The organism is Fictibacillus terranigra, from assembly GCF_030412265.1.
Taxonomy (GTDB): Bacteria; Bacillota; Bacilli; order Bacillales; family Fictibacillaceae; genus Fictibacillus_C; species Fictibacillus_C terrinigri.
The window spans coordinates 1-17,265 of the sequence record NZ_JAUHLN010000009.1 but is presented as its reverse complement, the minus strand read 5'-3'; the positions used below and the strand labels follow the sequence as shown (position 1 = coordinate 17,265).

Here is a 17,265-nt window from a genome sequence, read left to right as displayed (position 1 = left end):
TTAAAATAGCCCATTTTTTAGGTTTTGGCAGTAAGATCAATATAGTATCGATAACTTTCTCCAATATAAAAGCATTCTGTATACTCCTCAAAGTCGCCTGTTTGAGTTTTTGCACTTCTTACCCTTTTTAAAATAGGTGTATCTTCAGAAATGTTCAACCTTTGTGCAACTTCTTCATTAGGTTTTACTGCTTCTAAATATTCTTTTACATTTGTTAAAATAATCCCGTTTATCTTTAGCATTTCATAGAAAGAGCCGTAGTAATCCTTTGAATCAAGAGAAAAATTAGATTGATGTGCCCAATAGGTTTTAAAGAAAACAGGCACTTTATTCGGCATTCCTCTTAAACGCTTTAGTTCAATCACTTCATCCCCTTCTTTAACATTTAACTGTTTTGCTAAAGCTTGATCTGCTTTTATTTTTTTCACTTCCGCATGAATGGTCGTCACATTTTCTCCTAACTCATTCATCTCATAAGTGAAGCTTTTGACGTAAGTATAATAATCTTTGTCCGTTTCTTTTTGCTGATAATCAAGCACAAATGTTCCTTTTGCCCGGTGTCTAACGAGATATTCCTCCCAGACTAGCTCATTTATCGCTTCTCTTACGGTAATTCGGCTAACATTATATAATTTACAAAGCTCCATTTCAGACGGTATTTTATCTCCCGTCTTCCATTCACCCTTCTCAATTTTTCCTTTTAATTCAGATTTGATTTGTATATAAAGTGGAGCCGCATCTCTATCTGTATTCAGTCGGTTTACCATTATTTCTCCTTTATTCAATATAGTAATGTTATATCAATCCTATTTTACATAATTGCATGATGGATTAGCAAACCAATTTTAAAAACACAGATCCAAATACTTACTTTCTTGTCTAGATTCTGGATACGATTGGCTCAAGACCATAGTATTCGCTTTTCTCTGAAAAATTGACTGAAAAGGTTAACGGATGCAGATGAACAGCTTATTGATTGTGGCAAGGGGTAACCAGAGTGAGGACGACGCCCTCACTCCGTCACTCCGTCGCGACTGCCCCTTCGCGCGATAAAGGCGGGTCTTCCTCCGTTAAAGAGCAACCGGCAGAGAGGTTAACCCCTGTGAACTCAGAGTGAAGTGCCAGGTGACGCTCCCACTATGGATGCCATGTCCAAAGGCGAGATGACGTTTGATTGTTCTCATAATATCCAGTTCCTCTGGATCCGCAAACTGCTGAGGTCATTAAAGAAGTCGAGAATTTATGCTTGAAAGAAAAAACAGGTGGACTAGCCACTCTTTTTTGGGAATTGGTTCTTGGCAATCCGATGGAACAGCACCCTTTTTTCCCTGCCGCTTTCAATCCTTGAAGCCATTCGAAGAGAACGTCCAAATGCACTTAGAACATTTGTGATATGCCAGGAAAAGCCCTAAGTCCGCTTTGATAACAATTTAACCTTGGATGAAGGAATGGTATTTTGTATTGAACCGGGATTTATATCCCTGGTATAGGTGGTTTCCGCCACTGAGACACAGTTGTCCTGCGAACCAGTGGTGCAGAACTGATTACTCATTATCCGAAAACCATTGAACAATTAACTTTTGTGTAAATATATGAGGGTGTCCCAAAAGCTGAGACACCCAATATAGACCTCTTATTCTATAAGATTGTAATGCAGTAAAATTTGATAAATACTTCGCATGACCCTGATGTTATTGCATATGCTGATAAACGAAAAACCGATTTTTCCTACGCTAAGGAATGAAGAACCGGCTTTTGTTGTTTGTTTATTGTGCATTGTGCTATTAGTTCTTCGTTAACTTAGTGAGTAAGCTGTTCGTTTGGAGGTTCAGAGAAACATGCCGCCGGAAGCCTCCCGCATCCACAAAGAAAAGGTCAAAGTTGAGGAACTTATTTCTGAAACTATCAGTCTCCCTGTCTTCGGGTTGTAGGTTGCCTTGACAGGGACCATTTGATCAGTCGGTAGTACCTCAATCCACTGGTCGAAAACTTGGAAGTTCTTATCTTTGGTTCTGTGTCTCTATCAATGGTTTTTGCACCAGCACCGTTAACAGGATATTGCTGTTCTTTATTCCTATTAAGGTATTTTGTCACCAGAACTACATAATGATTTTTCTACAATTTCGGCAATATCCAACGTTTTAACCTGCTCCTCCATTTCTTTTGCCTTCGTCCCATCATTGATCATCGTTAAGCAGTAAGGACAGTTGCTTCCGATTGTTGTCGGATTCAGTCGGAGAGCCTGCTCTGTGCGCTCGATATTGATCCGTTTTCCTTGCGTTTCCTCTATCCACATCATTCCCCCTCCGGCTCCGCAACACATGGAGTCTTCGCTATTTCTCTCCATTTCTAATACTTCTACACTAGGGATCGATTTCAGGATTTTTCGCGGAATGTCATAGATGTTGTTGTATCGGCCCAAATAGCAGGAATCATGATAAGCTATTGCTTCTTCGACTTCTTTTTCCGGCTTAATCCGGCCTTCTTGAATCAAGTTCCAAATCAGTTCCGTATGATGATACACTTCCGCTTCCAATCCGAATTCCGGATACTCGTTTTTGAACGTATTGTACGTATGCGGGCAAATCGTGACGATCTTCTTGACATTGTAAGCTTGGAAGTTGGCAATGTTCTCCTGGCACAGCTGCTGGAAGAGAAACTCATTCCCCATTCTTCGAGCCGTATCGCCTGAATTCCGTTCTTCATTTCCTAGAATGGAAAAATTCACCCCGGCAATATTAAGGATTTTCGCAAAGGATTGGGCAATCTTCTGGCTGCGCTTGTCGAAAGAACCCATCGATCCTACAAAAAATAGATATTCAAAATCGTCAACTTCGTTTACGGTCGGCACGACAATGTCCTCGCGTCCTTCAAGCCACTTGATCCGCTCCTTACGGTTAATTCCCCATGGATTGCTCTGGCGTTCGATGTTTTGAAAATAACGTGTAGCTTCGTTAGGCAAATTGCCTTCGGTCAAGACTAAATAACGCCTCATATCAATTATTTTATCCACATGTTCGTTAGCCACCGGACATTGGTCTTCACAATTCCCGCATGTCGTACAAGCCCATAATTCCTCCTTGGTGATCACATCACCAATCAAATCAGGCATTTCAACCGTTGACGCAGTTTCCTGACCAGCCGATTCAATGATTAATGAAGGGGATAATGCAGAAGATCCAAAAATAAAACCGGGCATCCACGCGCTACGGGAGGTAACGGCCGCTCCCTTTTCTGTCAAATGATCCCTCATCCTAACTATAAGATCCATCGGGGATAACGTCTTCCCGGTTCCTGAAGCGGGGCACATATTCGTGCATCGTCCGCATTCTGTGCATGCGTATAGATCGATCAGCTGTTGCTGGGTAAAATTCTCTATTTTCCCGACTCCGAATTCCTCAGCTTCTTCATCCTCGAAATCAATCTTTCTCAATTTTCCAACAGGGCCGACTTTCTTGAAAAAGATGTTGATCATAGCGAATAACTCATGTAATTGCTTCGACTGCGGTACGAACACCATGAATGATAACACGGTCAGCAGGTGCACCCACCAAAATACATAGAACAATACTGTTGCTGCCGTCGTTCCGATGCCGGAGAACACTGCCGCAAACACTCCGGAGAATGGAGCATAGACGAAATCCGGTTGGTGCCCCAGCATAACCGTTTCAAAACCCAGCGTAAACAGGATGGAGATGGTCAGCGTGGTCAGAGCAACAATAACCACGGCGGCTTTGACGTCTCTCTTGAATTGCAACCGCTTCAGCTTCTCAATATACCGGCGGTAAAAAGCATATACCACAGCGCACAGCATGAGGAAGGTGGTCCCCTCCTGCATGAGACTGAAATATTTGTGCGCGGCGCCGAAAGGGAATTCATAACCGATAATAAATCCCTTGATTATGATTTCTATGAGTCCTATTTGGATGATAAAAAAGCCATAAAACAATACCAAATGCATAAGACCACTTTTCTTGTCTTTAAACAATTTTCGTTGGCCGAACACATTAACTAACACAGTATTGATTCGTTCTTTGAGGTTTGGTTCAAAAGCCGTTTTCTTACCAAGCTTTACAAACAAATACCGGCTGTATACGAGTTGGGCAAACAAATAAACTGCATACCCCGTCACGAAAAGAAAAGCTATGAAATTCAGCAAACCTACCATAATAAAAAACTCCTTTCCCGATGTTAATACAAACTCTGAATCTCTGCATTTTTATCAAAGATAAAAAATGCAGCTAAGCCAGGGCTTATGTTTTCAAAGTGTCGATTATTTATTTTTTGGGTCCTTAAAAACATCCTACCTACAAGGTTTGCTTCGGTCATCCCACAGATTGTTGGAACTGTATAACGAAAAATTGTACAAATTTATCATACAAACGATGGGTTCCCCCTCTACCATTTCACTTTATCCAAAATGTCGTGCTTTTTTAAATATAGTTCCAACAAAATGTCCAATGACCACTCCCCAATCTTAGCGATATGATGATTCTAAGGATTTCAAATAGTTATTCTTCAAAATCCTGCAATTCATAAAAAGGAGGCGCATAAAAAATGAGTAATTTACCACAGACGGCTGATGTTGTCATAATCGGTGCGGGATTAATGGGCGCAAGCACTGCATACGAACTAGCTAAAAGAAATGTTAAAAACATAGTAGTTTTAGAGAAAAATGCGATTGGTTCGGGGGCAACCGGTCAATCGAGCGGTGTTTTACGCGGACATTACAGCTATGAACTTCTCACGCGGATGGCAGTGCAAAGTTTGGAAACGTTTCAACATTCGAACGAGATTTTGGGTAGCGGTGTCGGGTATCAACCCGTTGGATATTTGTTTGGGGTCGATCACGTAAATATTGAGAACTTGAAAAAAAATGTAGAAATGCAAAAGAGAAACGGTGTCAATACGGGTTTAGTAACCATGGACGAAGTAAAGGAAATCTGGCCTGAATTGGATACGGATCATTTTGGAGCATTTGCCTTTGAACCCCAAGGAGGGTATGGTGACCCGGTCCTCACGAATCAAGCTTATGCCGATGCAGCCCGGGCCTTGGGCGTTATAATCAAACAACATTGTGGCGTTAAGAGAATCATCACAAGCGAAGACGGCAGTGCGATTGTAGGTGTCGAGACTACGAATAATCACATAATATCTACACCTCGTGTCATTGTAGCTGCAGGAATAGGGGCACATCACTTAATGAAGAATGTGGGAGTAAACGTACCAATCAAAGGACAGCGCGCCCAGCTTATCTACATTTCTCCAGGCGGATCTAAGAAAAACGTTCCTTCTTTCGGAGATTTCATGCATGACCAGTATATTAAACCCGAAGTAAGCAGCGGTCACCTATTATTGGGGAATGCCGATCACGCCGATCCACAATATATCGATCCGGCCGATTACGATGCTGATAAATATCTTAAGCACGCAACGGAAAAGGCGATTGAAAAGGCGATTATGAAATTTATTAATTGTTTCCCATCCTTAGAAAATGCCAAGTTGTTAGCAAGCTACTCTGCCGCTTATGAAATTACACCTGATGGGATTCCTTTTATTTGTGGCACACCTATCGAAGGTGCTTACCTATGCACCGGGTTCAGTGGACATGGATTTAAAATCACACCATGCGTTGGGAAATTAACAGCAGACTTAATTTTGGAAGGAGAAAGCAAGCAAGAAGGCATCGATCTTGCACCTTTCCGATTGACCCGTTTTGAAGAAAATGATTTACTCAAGCCGGCACACCCATACACAACAACAGTTAATAGTCATGTTTAGTCTTTTATAGACCATGTGTTGATACACAAGTAAAAAAGGAGGTTTTCGATCATGAATATGGTAGTCATCATGAAGCAAACATTCGATACTGAAGAAAAAATAACTATAGAAAACGGTCAGATTGTGAAAGACAATGTGGGGTCGATTATGAATCCGTACGATGAATATGCGGTGGAGGAAGCTGTCAAGTTAAAGGAAGAGCATGGCGGTGAGGTTACGGTTATTACAGTCGGACCGCCGGAAGCAGAAAGTGCCCTTCGTACAGCCTTGGCCATGGGGGCAGATAAGGCTGTTCTTATTGAAAATGAAGATCAACCGTTGGATGAATATAGTATTGCAAAAGTATTAACAGCTGCAATCAACAACAGGGAATATGATATTATCCTTGGCGGGAATATGTCAGTTGATAATGGAGCCAGCCAGGTAGGGCCACGTATTGCTGAAGAATTGGAGATTCCGCATGTCGCCACGATTACGAAGCTTGAGATTGACGGGGAATCCGTTAAGGCAGAAAGGGATGCGGAAGGTGATGTGGAAATCATCGAATCGACCCTACCGATTCTAGTGACAGCGCAACAAGGCTTGAATGAACCACGCTACCCGTCATTACCGGGGATCATGAAAGCGAAAAAGAAATCATTGGAACGGTTGGCTATCGAGGATTTGAATGTAACTGAGGATGATCTACAATCAAAATCGAAGGCAGTAGACCACTATTTGCCTCCGGCAAAAGCAACGGGACGTATTCTTGAAGGTGGACTACCGGCTCAGGTTGAAGAATTAGTTCATATACTACATGAGGAAACTAAAATTGTTTAAAGGAGGAAAATCGTTATGACGAAAGTACTTGTACTGGCCGAAGCCAAAAATGGAAAACTGAGAAACGTGTCCTTTGAAGTTTTAACCGTTGCAGGTTGCATTGCAAGCGACGGGGAAATCACTGCGTGCGTTTTTGGAAGTGATGCGGAAAAGTATAGTGAAGAAATCGCCAAATATGGAGCGCAGAAGGTGTATGTTGTGAACAATAAAGAATTGAACGAATATACGCCGGACGGATATAAGCAAGCGTTGCTAAAAGTAATTGATGAAGTGCAGCCACAGGTTGTATTAACCGGACATACTTCCATCGGAAAAGACGTTTTTCCTCGTGTAGCTGCACGGTTAAACGCTGGATTAATATCGGACTGCACAGATGTTCAAACGGGGAAAGGTATTGTCTTCACAAGACCGATTTATTCAGGAAAAGCGTTTCAAAAGAAAAAAATTACCGAGGGTCTTGTAATGGCAACGATTCGTCCAAACAATATCGAAGCCGTAGAAAATGAGGTTGCTGGTGAAACGATCAAATTGCCGGTCGAGATCAAAGATTTGCGAACAGTGGTAAAAGAAGTTGTAAAAAAAGCAGCCGCCAAAGTGGATCTTTCAGAGGCGAAAGTAATTGTTTCCGGCGGACGAGGAGTAAAAAGCTCTAAAGGATTCATACCGTTGCAAGAGTTGGCAGACGTTCTTGGAGGTGCAGTAGGCGCGTCACGAGCTGCCTGCGATGCCGAGTATTGTGACTACTCATTACAAATCGGTCAAACCGGCAAAGTGGTGACACCAGATTTATATATCGCATGCGGCATTTCCGGGGCGATCCAGCATCTGGCGGGAATGTCCAGTTCAAAAGTGATCGTAGCGATCAATAAGGACCCGGAAGCGAATATTTTTCACGTTGCCGATTACGGTATCGTCGGGGATTTATTTGAAGTCGTGCCTTTATTAACTAAAGAATTTAAGAAAGTACTTGCTGAGAAACAAGCTGTGTCAATCTAAATATATTTATTCATATATTTGAACCGGGTGGCTTTGTCACCAGGTTCAAATATAGTGACAAGATTTAATTATTTACTTCCCTATTACTGTTTTGTGCTTATCATATGTACTTATAGCCGTTCACAAGGGCTGACAAAAAAGAGTTTGAACCCTTTTTAGTCCTCAAGCAGTTATTAAAATAAATTGAGAAATGGTGGTAGAACAATGATAAAAGAAGCCAGTAAAACGATATCGGAAGAAATAATAGAGTGGCGTCGGGACTTTCATCAACACCCTGAACTTTCCTTTGAGGAAAAAAGAACATCAAAAATAGTTGCAGATTTTTTAAAAAGTTACGGTTTGCAGGTAAAAGAGAATGTAAACGGGTATGGTGTTGTTGCAGATTTAATAGGTGCTGAGAAAGGGCCAACCATTGCTTTACGAGCCGATATGGATGCCTTGCCGATTCAAGAAGAAACGGGATTGCCTTTTGCTTCGGAGGTTCCTGGTGTCATGCATGCGTGCGGCCATGACGGTCATATTGCGATTTTAATGGGAGCCGTTAAATTATTAACCTCGCAAAAGGACAAGTTAAAAGGAAATGTGCGGTTTATTTTTCAGCCTGCAGAAGAATTAAATCCCGGTGGTGCCTACGGAATGATTCAGGAGGGAGCCTTACATGGTGTAGATGCTGTGTTTGGTTTGCACCTCTGGTCTGAATTGCCTTCGGGGACGTTCCAGACGTGTTACGGGCCCATGATGGCAACAACTGATCGTTTCACTATTGAAATAGAAGGAAAAGGCGGACATGGAGGGATGCCCCATAAAGCAATAGATTCTATTGTGATAGCATCACACCTTGTCATGTCCGCTCAGCACATTATTAGCCGAAACATCGATCCTCTAGAATCTGGCGTAATTACTTTTGGGGAACTTAAATCCGGTACGGCTTTTAACATCATTGCAAACAAGGCTGTATTAGAAGGAACAGCACGAAGTTTTACTCCTGAAGTTAGGGAAACGCTGCAAAGGGAACTGCAAGAATTAACTAACGGGTTGGCTAAAATTTATGGGGCAACGATTAATATAAATTATCAACGAGGGTATCCCGCAGTGGTAAACCATGATAGAGAAGTTGACTTCATGATTGATGTGGCAAGAGTGGTGTTCGGAGTCGAAAATACAGGAACAATGAAACCGAATATGGTTGGAGAGGACTTTTCTTATTATCTAAAAGAAATTCCGGGTGCTTTTTGTTTTATTGGAGCAGGCGATCCGAACCAACCTTTGTATTCGCATCACCATCCCCGCTTTCAGATTGATGAAAGTGTGTTGCCTCTTGCCGCAGAATGGTTTTACCGGTTAACCTTAAAATATTTGGGGTAACCGTAGCTGTACGCTGTCCATGAATGGGGGATCAACCAACATACCCAAACGACAAAATCACAAAGTCCACTATCCAACAAATTGTATAATTTATTATCTGAAAATTCATACATATTAAAAGATGTATTTTCGACAAAATCTTTTTATAATTTAAATACTATACTATTTTGAAAGCGCTATCAAAAAAGGCGATAAAATTTTATGTTTTCCTCTTTATTTCATACACATTAGCGTAGTCTAAAAGGATTTCTACATTTTGGTATTTTCCAAGATTTAAGATTTTATGTTAGGAAATCTAACACGATTCTTTTAAAAAATAAAAAAACTAATTATATTAGAAGATAAGTCAGAATTAGAAGTACCATATTTCTTTTGGAAACGTAATAATTGAAATTTATATAACGAAAGAGATAAAAAAATGTGTTGAGGTCCTTTCGTGTTAGAACTGAGTAAAGTGCCATGATTGAAATTAATCAAGGAGGTGTTGGACAAGGCTAACCTTACTTCTTTGCTAGGGAAGGCATGGAGAATACACCAATAAAAACCTTATAGCTGAACAGAAGCCCCAATGGATGTTGACATCTCTATATTCAAGTTAAATCTTCCAAAAAAAATCATGTTTACAAGCGTGTCGGAAAAAGTTAAAAAAAGGACATATAAACATTCTGGACTCGGCTTTTTACCTGTTCTACATAATCCAAAAGATACTGTAAAAATGATTCAATTCCGGCTTTTAAATCCGAACGGTCCTGATAATACCGATTTGACAGCACACCCTCTTTGAGCCAATTCCAGATTAATTCCATCAGATTTAGATTAAGCAAAAAAATTGGATTTATATATATGTTTTAGACAACCCTATAACCTTTGATATATCAATATATTTTATAGGAGGAATTTATGGACTATAAATCAAAAAACATTCTTGGAGGATCTGATAAAAAGTTTAAAAAAGAGGATGTTAATATCGTAGATACGAAGATTGCTAAACAATCCGTTATTGCTACCTCGTTGGGTAACGCCATGGAATGGTTTGACTTTGGTCTCTATGCATATTTAGCTATTACGATTGGTAAAGTTTTCTTTCCAGAAATTGATTCTTCCTTCCAATTGATCTATGCTTTTGCTACATTTGCAATTGCTTTTATCGCTCGTCCGATAGGTGGTTTTGTTTTTGGTATGATGGGGGATCGAATCGGGCGTAAGAATATCTTGGCTTTAACATTAATCATGATGGCTGGATCAACATTAAGTATCGGTCTTATTCCAAGCTATGCTACTATCGGTATTGCTGCTCCTATTTTGTTACTTATTACTAGGTTAATCCAAGGATTTTCAACTGGAGGAGAATATGCAGGTGCAATGACTTTTATTGCCGAATCAACGCCAGATAAAAAACGTGGTTTTTTAGCGAGTGGTTTAGAAGTTGGGTCGCTCGTCGGTTTTATTGCAGGTGCTGGTTTAGTCACTTTATTGTCATACCTCCTCGGTCCTGACAAGATGGTTGAATGGGGATGGAGAATTCCATTTTTGATTGCCGGTCCTTTAGGATTTATCGGCTTTTACTTCCGTTCTCACTTAGAAGAAACACCTGCTTTCAAGGCTATGGCGAAAGCAGAAAAAGAGGAAAAACACCGTGCTTCTTTTAAAGAAATTTTAACCCACCATTGGAAACCACTTTTGATTTGTATAGGAATAGTTCTCTTTTATAACACGACGAACTATACGGTACTTACATATATGCCATCTTATTTATCCGAAGAACTTGGCTATGGTGAAACGAAAGGATTATTTTTGGTCCTTCTCCTTATGGTTCTCATGATTCCTATCATCTTAGGGATGGGATATTTAAGTGATCGTATTCGTAGTCGCAATCGTATTATAAAGGGAGCTCTAATTGGTAACATTTTACTCAGTATACCAGCAATTATGATGATGAAAACTGGTAATGATTTTATTGTCTTTTTGGGGCTGCTTCTCCTTGGTAGTCAGCTTGCTTGTTTCCAGGGAACACTTCCAGCAACGCTGCCGTCTTTATTTTTTACGAACGTACGGTTTGGATCACTTGCGATCACATACAATATTTCAACTTCCTTATTCGGAGGGACAACCCCTCTTGTTGTTGCTTGGATGGTAAGTATCACCAACAATAGTATGATTCCAGCTTATTATTTAATGGCTTCTTGTCTTTTCGGACTCATCATAGTTGGCTTTTTTGTCAAAGAAACCGCTGGTAGATCGTTACGTGGATCTATGCCGGCTGTTGAGGATCTAAACGAAATTGATGAAATCTTGAAAAATCCAGATGAAGCTCTTTGGTGGAAAGAGGAATTGAATATGGAAATAGACGAGGAAAAAATAATAGGTCTTGGCCATAATCGGGGTGTATCAATTAAATAATGAAGGGTTAAAATAAAGAAGTCGATTCCTGATCATACAGGAAACCGATTTCTTTATTTTGATATTTACTTAGCGGGCAAAATTTCGAAATGTTGGCAGTACCTCAATTAAGGCAACATCAATCATGCATAAAATGAAACTGTTTGTAAATACTGCGAAATATTCTTACTCTTGATTATGACTAATCGACCAAAGTTTTATGCTGAGGTCGAGCAAAAACAGGTCGTCCGGATTCATAAGCGAACGCCCCGTAAGGGTTTCAATCTTCTTCAGCCGGTATAATAAAGTATGTCTATGGACATGGAGAGCTCGAGCCGTTTGACTTACATTGCCTTGATTACGTATATAGGAGGTAAGTGTATGGATGAGATCTCCCCCCCGCTTGTTATCATAATCGATTAATCGTCCAATAGTGGATAAAATTACTGCGAATACGTCAGAGTTTTTGGAAATTGTAACCAAAATTCTTAAAATACCAGTATTGGAGTAAGTATGCCGATATCCTGGGCCAATTTGGCGGCGGCCTATATCCAGCGCAATCCTTGCATCATTAAAACTATCGTGGAAGGTTTGAATTCCAGCGTGATTCTCTCCAATTCCCCACGACATAATCAGACCCGGGAATCGCTTTTTCAGTCTGCTTTCTACATTGTCAAGAAAGAGATTAAACGTATCCTTCACCTGATTTAAGGGAGCTTCCAAAAAAACGATTAAACGTTCCCGCTGATAGGTCGCCATCACTTTCCGATGGATAGATTCCCTTGAAAGAATGACCTGTTCCTCGATAGCACGGGTCGTTACCTGTAACCATTGTTCGTATGTTGCTTTATCCGCTTCTGTCTTCTCAAAGATGCTTTCCAGATTCTCAGCGAACCCAAGGATACATACATACGGAAGATTTACATTATAGTCTAAGGATTTTGCCCTTGACAGAATATGATCCCAGGAGTCATATTCTCCCTTGGCTAGGCTCCAGACAAAATCATCCCTTAATCTCAATTCGGTTTCTTTGATGGTCGTCTCCCTTTGAAACCATAACGATGTGGCTGTTGCTGCATATTCCAGCATATATTCTTCCCCATTGGTAAAAAGCGAATTAAGCAGCACTTCAGATGGCTGTTCCAAAAGAAGGAATCCATTAATCTTATTGGTTGTTCGAATCTTCACTTGAATGATGGAGTCCTTCAAGTAGATCCAGCCAATGTCTTTGGAAAGGTAATCTTCCGGATTCCAAAGTTCCGGATGTGAAACGGATTGTACATATTCTTCCCATTTGGCAGTTAATGAGTCCGCGTTTTTGCTTCTGCCTTTCAAGATTCCATCAGTATCAACAATAGCTGCCGGCAGTCCGGTTTTTTCCTCGATAATATCCGCAGCTTGTGATAAGGTTCCATCCGTTAGAAACAAATAGAGCAGTTCTTTTTGGAGCTCTTCTGAACAGTCAACCGTCTTTTTCTGCCAACGGTTTATTTTACTCAGTACTGTTTGGGTAATATCGGAAAAGCGAATACCCCAAGGCAGTTCAATAATAGGAAAATCATGCTCCTCAGCTATCTGCAGCACTTCTTCTGGTATTTCCTCCACATATCGGCCTAATGCAATAGCCATTGCTGCGGCCCCGGAATCGATAACATCCCGGACGAAGTTTTGGAATACAACTAAATTCTCATGACAGCCAATAGCCGTACTCAATACGAATTCATTTTTTCGAATATAGTTTTCAACCGGGTACTCCATTACTGATATCCATTCAACCGGAATATTTTCAAGGTTATGTGCAGCTGTTCGTACTTTGGCAGGTTCAAGAATGTCACTATCCAGTACACATTTCATTGTAAACTTCATGATTACCTCCAGTTTGTTGACGAAATATCGAAATCCGGCTTTTTTCGACAACTCGGATTATCTGTAATAATTAAACTATAATGGTAGCATTTTAAAATATCAATTGGACAAGTTATGGAAAATACAATGGATCCTTTCCATACAAAATATATAATTGATATCAATTATACGCAAGTTTATATTACTGGACAAAAATAAAAGCACACTACCCGGGAATGAGTAGATGTGCTTTTCACATAAATGGGTTAAAAAGGAAGAAGCGCAATCTTATTCGTTGATTTTAACTTCTCTATCATTTGATAACACGTATCAGGCTTATTGGTTAGAAGCGTGACAAGGAAATCTTTAACCAGTTCGGAGGGGATCGAATCGATCCACGCATCTGTACTTTTAAAGCATAGATCCAAACTGATAACTTCCTCCCCGTCATTTTTCCATGATGGCTGTACATAGGGGAGATCTAGACGGCGATACCCGAGGTGGGAAAAACTTCACGCCTGACAAACCGATCCATTGGAATGATCGTTCCAAATAACAAGTGCTCTCCACGATATGGATTATAAACTTCAGCAAACATCCCAAACAAATGATTACCATAAGAAGCAGCCACAGCCCGGAGATCTTGATTTCGTTGCTGAGCGAGAAACCTCCCGACCCCAAGCTCTTCATGTCCAATAATTGTAAAGTCAGTCATCGCCACATTTAACTCTTCGTAATAGCGGTATTCAGTGGCTCCAACCACCTTACCATCATGAAAAACTACAAAGACACGGACCTTCGGATCCTCTCATGGTTCTTTCCAAACCTGGAAGTCTAATACCTCTTCAGGAGGCAATACTTTTTGCATTAATTTATACAAACTGCCAAATAGTGGGTCGCCAATATTAGTAACCTAACATACTCCATGGTTGACCCTCCTTAGTGGTTCAGCAGCTTTAAGCATGAATCGTTAGTGATTAATTGCATATCTCTTCAGGGGAACGTCTCCAGGAAGCTCTTGTACTGTAAATCCGAATCGCAGAAGAATCTTAAGAATCAAAGCCTGCAGCTCACGGTTAAAAGCTTCACGAAAATCATCGTTTTCCTTACGGAAGGCGGTAGCACCATACCCCCGGATCACTTTTCCGTCAATGACAGGTTGCGTGGGTTTACTTCACAAACAACTCTCTTGGGAATCTCGTTATCGTTTCACAACCATCTTCAGTCACTCTTAAGGTTTCAGTGATTGCTACGCCATAGCCGTCAAGCCACATTCCAGGCATCATATGGAACGTCATATTCGGCTTTAAGACCGTCTTTTCTCCCGGTTTAAAATACGCCGTATTTTCCGTCCATACAGGCGGATAGCTTAAGCCCACCGTATATCCCATTCTTGATTCTTTTTCCAAACCATATCTATTAATGGTTGTTTGCCACGCTTTTTCTACCTCCTCACATGATACTCCCGGCTTTACTGCCGACAGTGCTTTGTCTAGTCCCTCTATTACTATTTTCGCTGTTTCTCTTACTTTCTTAGGCGGTTCTCCTATAAAGATTGTTCTTGTTAGGGGGGCATGATATCGTTTATAACTTCCTGATAACTCCATGTATATTAGTTGACCATCTTGATATTTTCCTTCTGTTGTCCATGAGAAGTGGGCCCCTGCTGTCCTTTCTCCTGCAGGCATTATGGGCGCCAGTGATGGATATTCACCGCCATACACGCCCGTTCCTTTCATTAAGTCACTATAAATTTCTGCTGCAACATGGCACTCTCTTACCCCAACGCCAATGCTTTCGATTGCATTATACATTGTCTTTTCTACTATTCTTGCAGCGATCTGCATATATTCTAATTCTCTTATGGATTTTTGCCCTCTTACCCAGTTTACTAGTGCCGTAGCATCTATAAATGATGCATCCGGCAAACTTCTTTCTAATGTTTTATACCAATGTGCGTTAAAATAGGAAGCATCGAATTCGAGGCCGGTTTTTTTATTATGAAGTCCTTTTTCTTTTAAAAAGTCTCCAATAAAATCCATGACATGCAGCACTTTCGGCTCCCACAAATATTTGTCAGGATAAGCTATTACATTTTCTCCCGACATCCATGTTGTTTCCGTTGCACAGTATAAATCTTGCAATCTTACAATACATACAGGCTCCTCTAAGCCTGTTGCGACTATTACGACTTGAGGCACGTAATATGACATCGCATCATATCCCGTTACATAGTTCATATTCGCCGGGTCTGTAATTATTAATACTTCTATTCCTTGTTCTTCCATGCTTGTTTTTACTTTTCTTACCCGCTCTTGGTATTCTGTTTTTTCAAATGGCAACATTTTCACATACCTCCATAATTCTTTACTACTCTATATTTCATCATTTCTTTGAAACAAATTCCCCAATTGCTCACTCACTCATTTCTGAGTGTCGGAAAATCACCACTCTCTTTTTATTTCCTTTCGGTATTTCGTGCATCTGGTAACCAACAAATTCCACCCGAACGCCAAGAGGAGTCAAGTTCTTTATTTATCATACGGTACTAGAGTTTAACGAGCATCCTACAGATTGTTGGAATTATACTCAGATAAGTTTATACATTTTGTAAACAAGAAGTAGTATTATATGTGAAATTTGGTTCTGGTGCAAAAACTTCAAGAATCAGGCGAAGGACTGACGTGTTCTCTTTGGGTCAAAACATCGCACACAAGAGTACAAAGATTATGTGGCTACTCTTTCCTTGCTGCTGAATGGCGTGAAGGCTAATCAAACTGGATAGAAATGTCTTACCTGTTCCGACCCCCCTATAATAAATCAAGTTTTCCTGATTATTCAAAAACCGCCATGCAAAAGATATTCATTTGTTAAACCTTGTCCCAGCTTGCTGTCCTTCCAATGAAACGGGGTTCCAGCCACCTTCGGCAGCGTTGCCTGCTGAAGCAGAAGGTTGTTTTTCGTTCCTCGCGATGCTGCGATTTCATGTTTCATCAACCGCAATAAATACTCTTCGTTGCTGTCCGCCTTAATCTCATGATAATGCTCCCGAATCCAGCTTAACTTCAGGCGTTTGACGTAGCTTTTGCTTGCTAAAAAAGTTTTATTTACAGAAACTTTACAAATAATTTCCTCTTTTGAGGATTTAGAAGATGTAACATCTTTAGAAATTGGTGCCCTAATCAGTGACAACTTAGGTCAGAACTGGGGTTTAGAATCGAAGAGAAGGAATGGGAATGCTCTTTTAAGATGGTACAAATGGGGAAACAATGTAATAAATAACGAACTTGTTCATTTTAATAGCCAAAAAAAGGCTTATCTTACAACTTTGTTAAGATAAGCCTTTTTTATAACAAACTAATATTTTAACTACATTTTAATTTCTAATTGATTTTTCTGCTGTACCGGAATAAAGTGCACGCAAAATTAAGGAAGTACATATTAGTGTCTATTTAAAAATTCTTACCTTTTCTAAATGAAGGTCCATGTTATTTTGATTGATACGCTCTAAGTACATATTAGTTGTCGAAATATCCGAGTGACCAGCCCAATCCTTAACCACTGCAAGCGGCACATCATTCTCCAGCATAACCGTCACAAAAGTATGCCTAAACCAGTGAGGACTAATAGCTGTATTTTGCTCTGCCAGTTTGACGGCAGACTTTACGATTTTATAAAGAGCTGGGTAGGTCAAACGCTTCTTCTCGAAACGAGTTTTTTCCTTATTATATACCGAGTAAAATAAAGGACTGGTATCCTGCATATTGATATCCGTTGATTCATATAATACTTCCCGATAGCTAAACAACAGATTCTTAGTTTCTTGCTTTATTGGAATAGTGCGGGGTTTATTGCCTTTCCCGATCACATCCACTAATAAGTTGCCTCTTCGATTCTTTCGGAAACTTCCCCAATTCAGATTTAGGAGCTCACTTGCCCGAAGGCCTGTTGTGTATAAAAGATAACCGATGAGCAGGTTGCGTGTCTGCAGCTGCTTTCGGTATGTATCCGTCTTCACGATTTTTGGAAAATAAGAGATTAATAACTCTGCATCTTCCTGATTCAACTCCCTTAATTGAA

At 40.3% G+C, this 17,265-nt stretch carries 11 protein-coding genes and 1 pseudogene; 5 read left to right on the top strand and 7 right to left on the bottom strand.

Annotated elements, in window-relative coordinates:
- Positions 1 to 17: 17 nt before the first annotated feature.
- Entirely contained in the window at positions 18 to 767 is a 750-nt protein-coding gene (locus QYF49_RS23870; RefSeq protein ID WP_290402092.1) for a GntR family transcriptional regulator, read from the bottom strand.
- Between the two features lie 1,310 nt (positions 768 to 2,077).
- Positions 2,078 to 4,168, bottom strand: coding sequence for a (Fe-S)-binding protein (locus QYF49_RS23865; protein WP_290402091.1), 2,091 nt, complete (start codon positions 4,166 to 4,168; stop codon positions 2,078 to 2,080).
- A 389-nt stretch (positions 4,169 to 4,557) separates the two neighbouring features.
- Between QYF49_RS23865 and QYF49_RS23860 the strand changes: the two genes are divergently transcribed.
- From QYF49_RS23860 to QYF49_RS23840, 5 genes are all read left to right on the top strand, one after another.
- A complete protein-coding gene (locus QYF49_RS23860) occupies positions 4,558 to 5,781 on the top strand; it encodes an NAD(P)/FAD-dependent oxidoreductase (RefSeq protein ID WP_290402090.1) in 1,224 nt (407 codons plus the stop codon).
- Between the two features lie 51 nt (positions 5,782 to 5,832).
- The gene (locus tag QYF49_RS23855; RefSeq protein WP_290402089.1) at positions 5,833 to 6,600 is read left to right on the top strand and encodes an electron transfer flavoprotein subunit beta/FixA family protein; all 768 of its coding nucleotides are present in this window, start codon (positions 5,833 to 5,835) and stop codon (positions 6,598 to 6,600) included.
- A gap of 15 nt (positions 6,601 to 6,615) precedes the next feature.
- The gene (locus QYF49_RS23850; RefSeq protein ID WP_290402088.1) at positions 6,616 to 7,596 is read left to right on the top strand and encodes an electron transfer flavoprotein subunit alpha/FixB family protein; all 981 of its coding nucleotides are present in this window, start codon (positions 6,616 to 6,618) and stop codon (positions 7,594 to 7,596) included.
- 204 nt (positions 7,597 to 7,800) lie between these two features.
- Positions 7,801 to 8,961, top strand: a complete 1,161-nt coding sequence (locus QYF49_RS23845) for a M20 metallopeptidase family protein (RefSeq protein WP_290402087.1) — start codon at positions 7,801 to 7,803, stop codon at positions 8,959 to 8,961.
- A 900-nt stretch (positions 8,962 to 9,861) separates the two neighbouring features.
- The gene (locus QYF49_RS23840; protein ID WP_290402086.1) at positions 9,862 to 11,361 is read left to right on the top strand and encodes an MFS transporter; all 1,500 of its coding nucleotides are present in this window, start codon (positions 9,862 to 9,864) and stop codon (positions 11,359 to 11,361) included.
- Between the two features lie 165 nt (positions 11,362 to 11,526).
- On the opposite strand, the gene QYF49_RS23835 is transcribed toward QYF49_RS23840, so the two are convergent.
- The 5 genes and pseudogenes from QYF49_RS23835 to QYF49_RS23815 all read right to left on the bottom strand — a co-directional run.
- Entirely contained in the window at positions 11,527 to 13,206 is a 1,680-nt protein-coding gene (locus QYF49_RS23835) for a PucR family transcriptional regulator (protein WP_290402085.1), read from the bottom strand.
- A 245-nt stretch (positions 13,207 to 13,451) separates the two neighbouring features.
- Positions 13,452 to 14,112: pseudogene (locus tag QYF49_RS23830) on the bottom strand (GNAT family N-acetyltransferase).
- Between the two features lie 242 nt (positions 14,113 to 14,354).
- Positions 14,355 to 15,530, bottom strand: coding sequence for a M24 family metallopeptidase (locus QYF49_RS23825; RefSeq protein WP_290402084.1), 1,176 nt, complete (start codon positions 15,528 to 15,530; stop codon positions 14,355 to 14,357).
- Positions 15,531 to 16,023: 493 nt separating this feature from the next.
- Positions 16,024 to 16,182 carry a hypothetical protein gene (locus tag QYF49_RS23820; protein WP_290402083.1) on the bottom strand — a complete coding sequence of 53 codons (159 nt, stop codon included), beginning with the start codon at positions 16,180 to 16,182 and terminating at the stop codon, positions 16,024 to 16,026.
- A 451-nt stretch (positions 16,183 to 16,633) separates the two neighbouring features.
- On the bottom strand, positions 16,634 to 17,265 hold a 632-nt coding region (locus QYF49_RS23815; RefSeq protein ID WP_290402082.1), incomplete at its 5' end, for a tyrosine-type recombinase/integrase.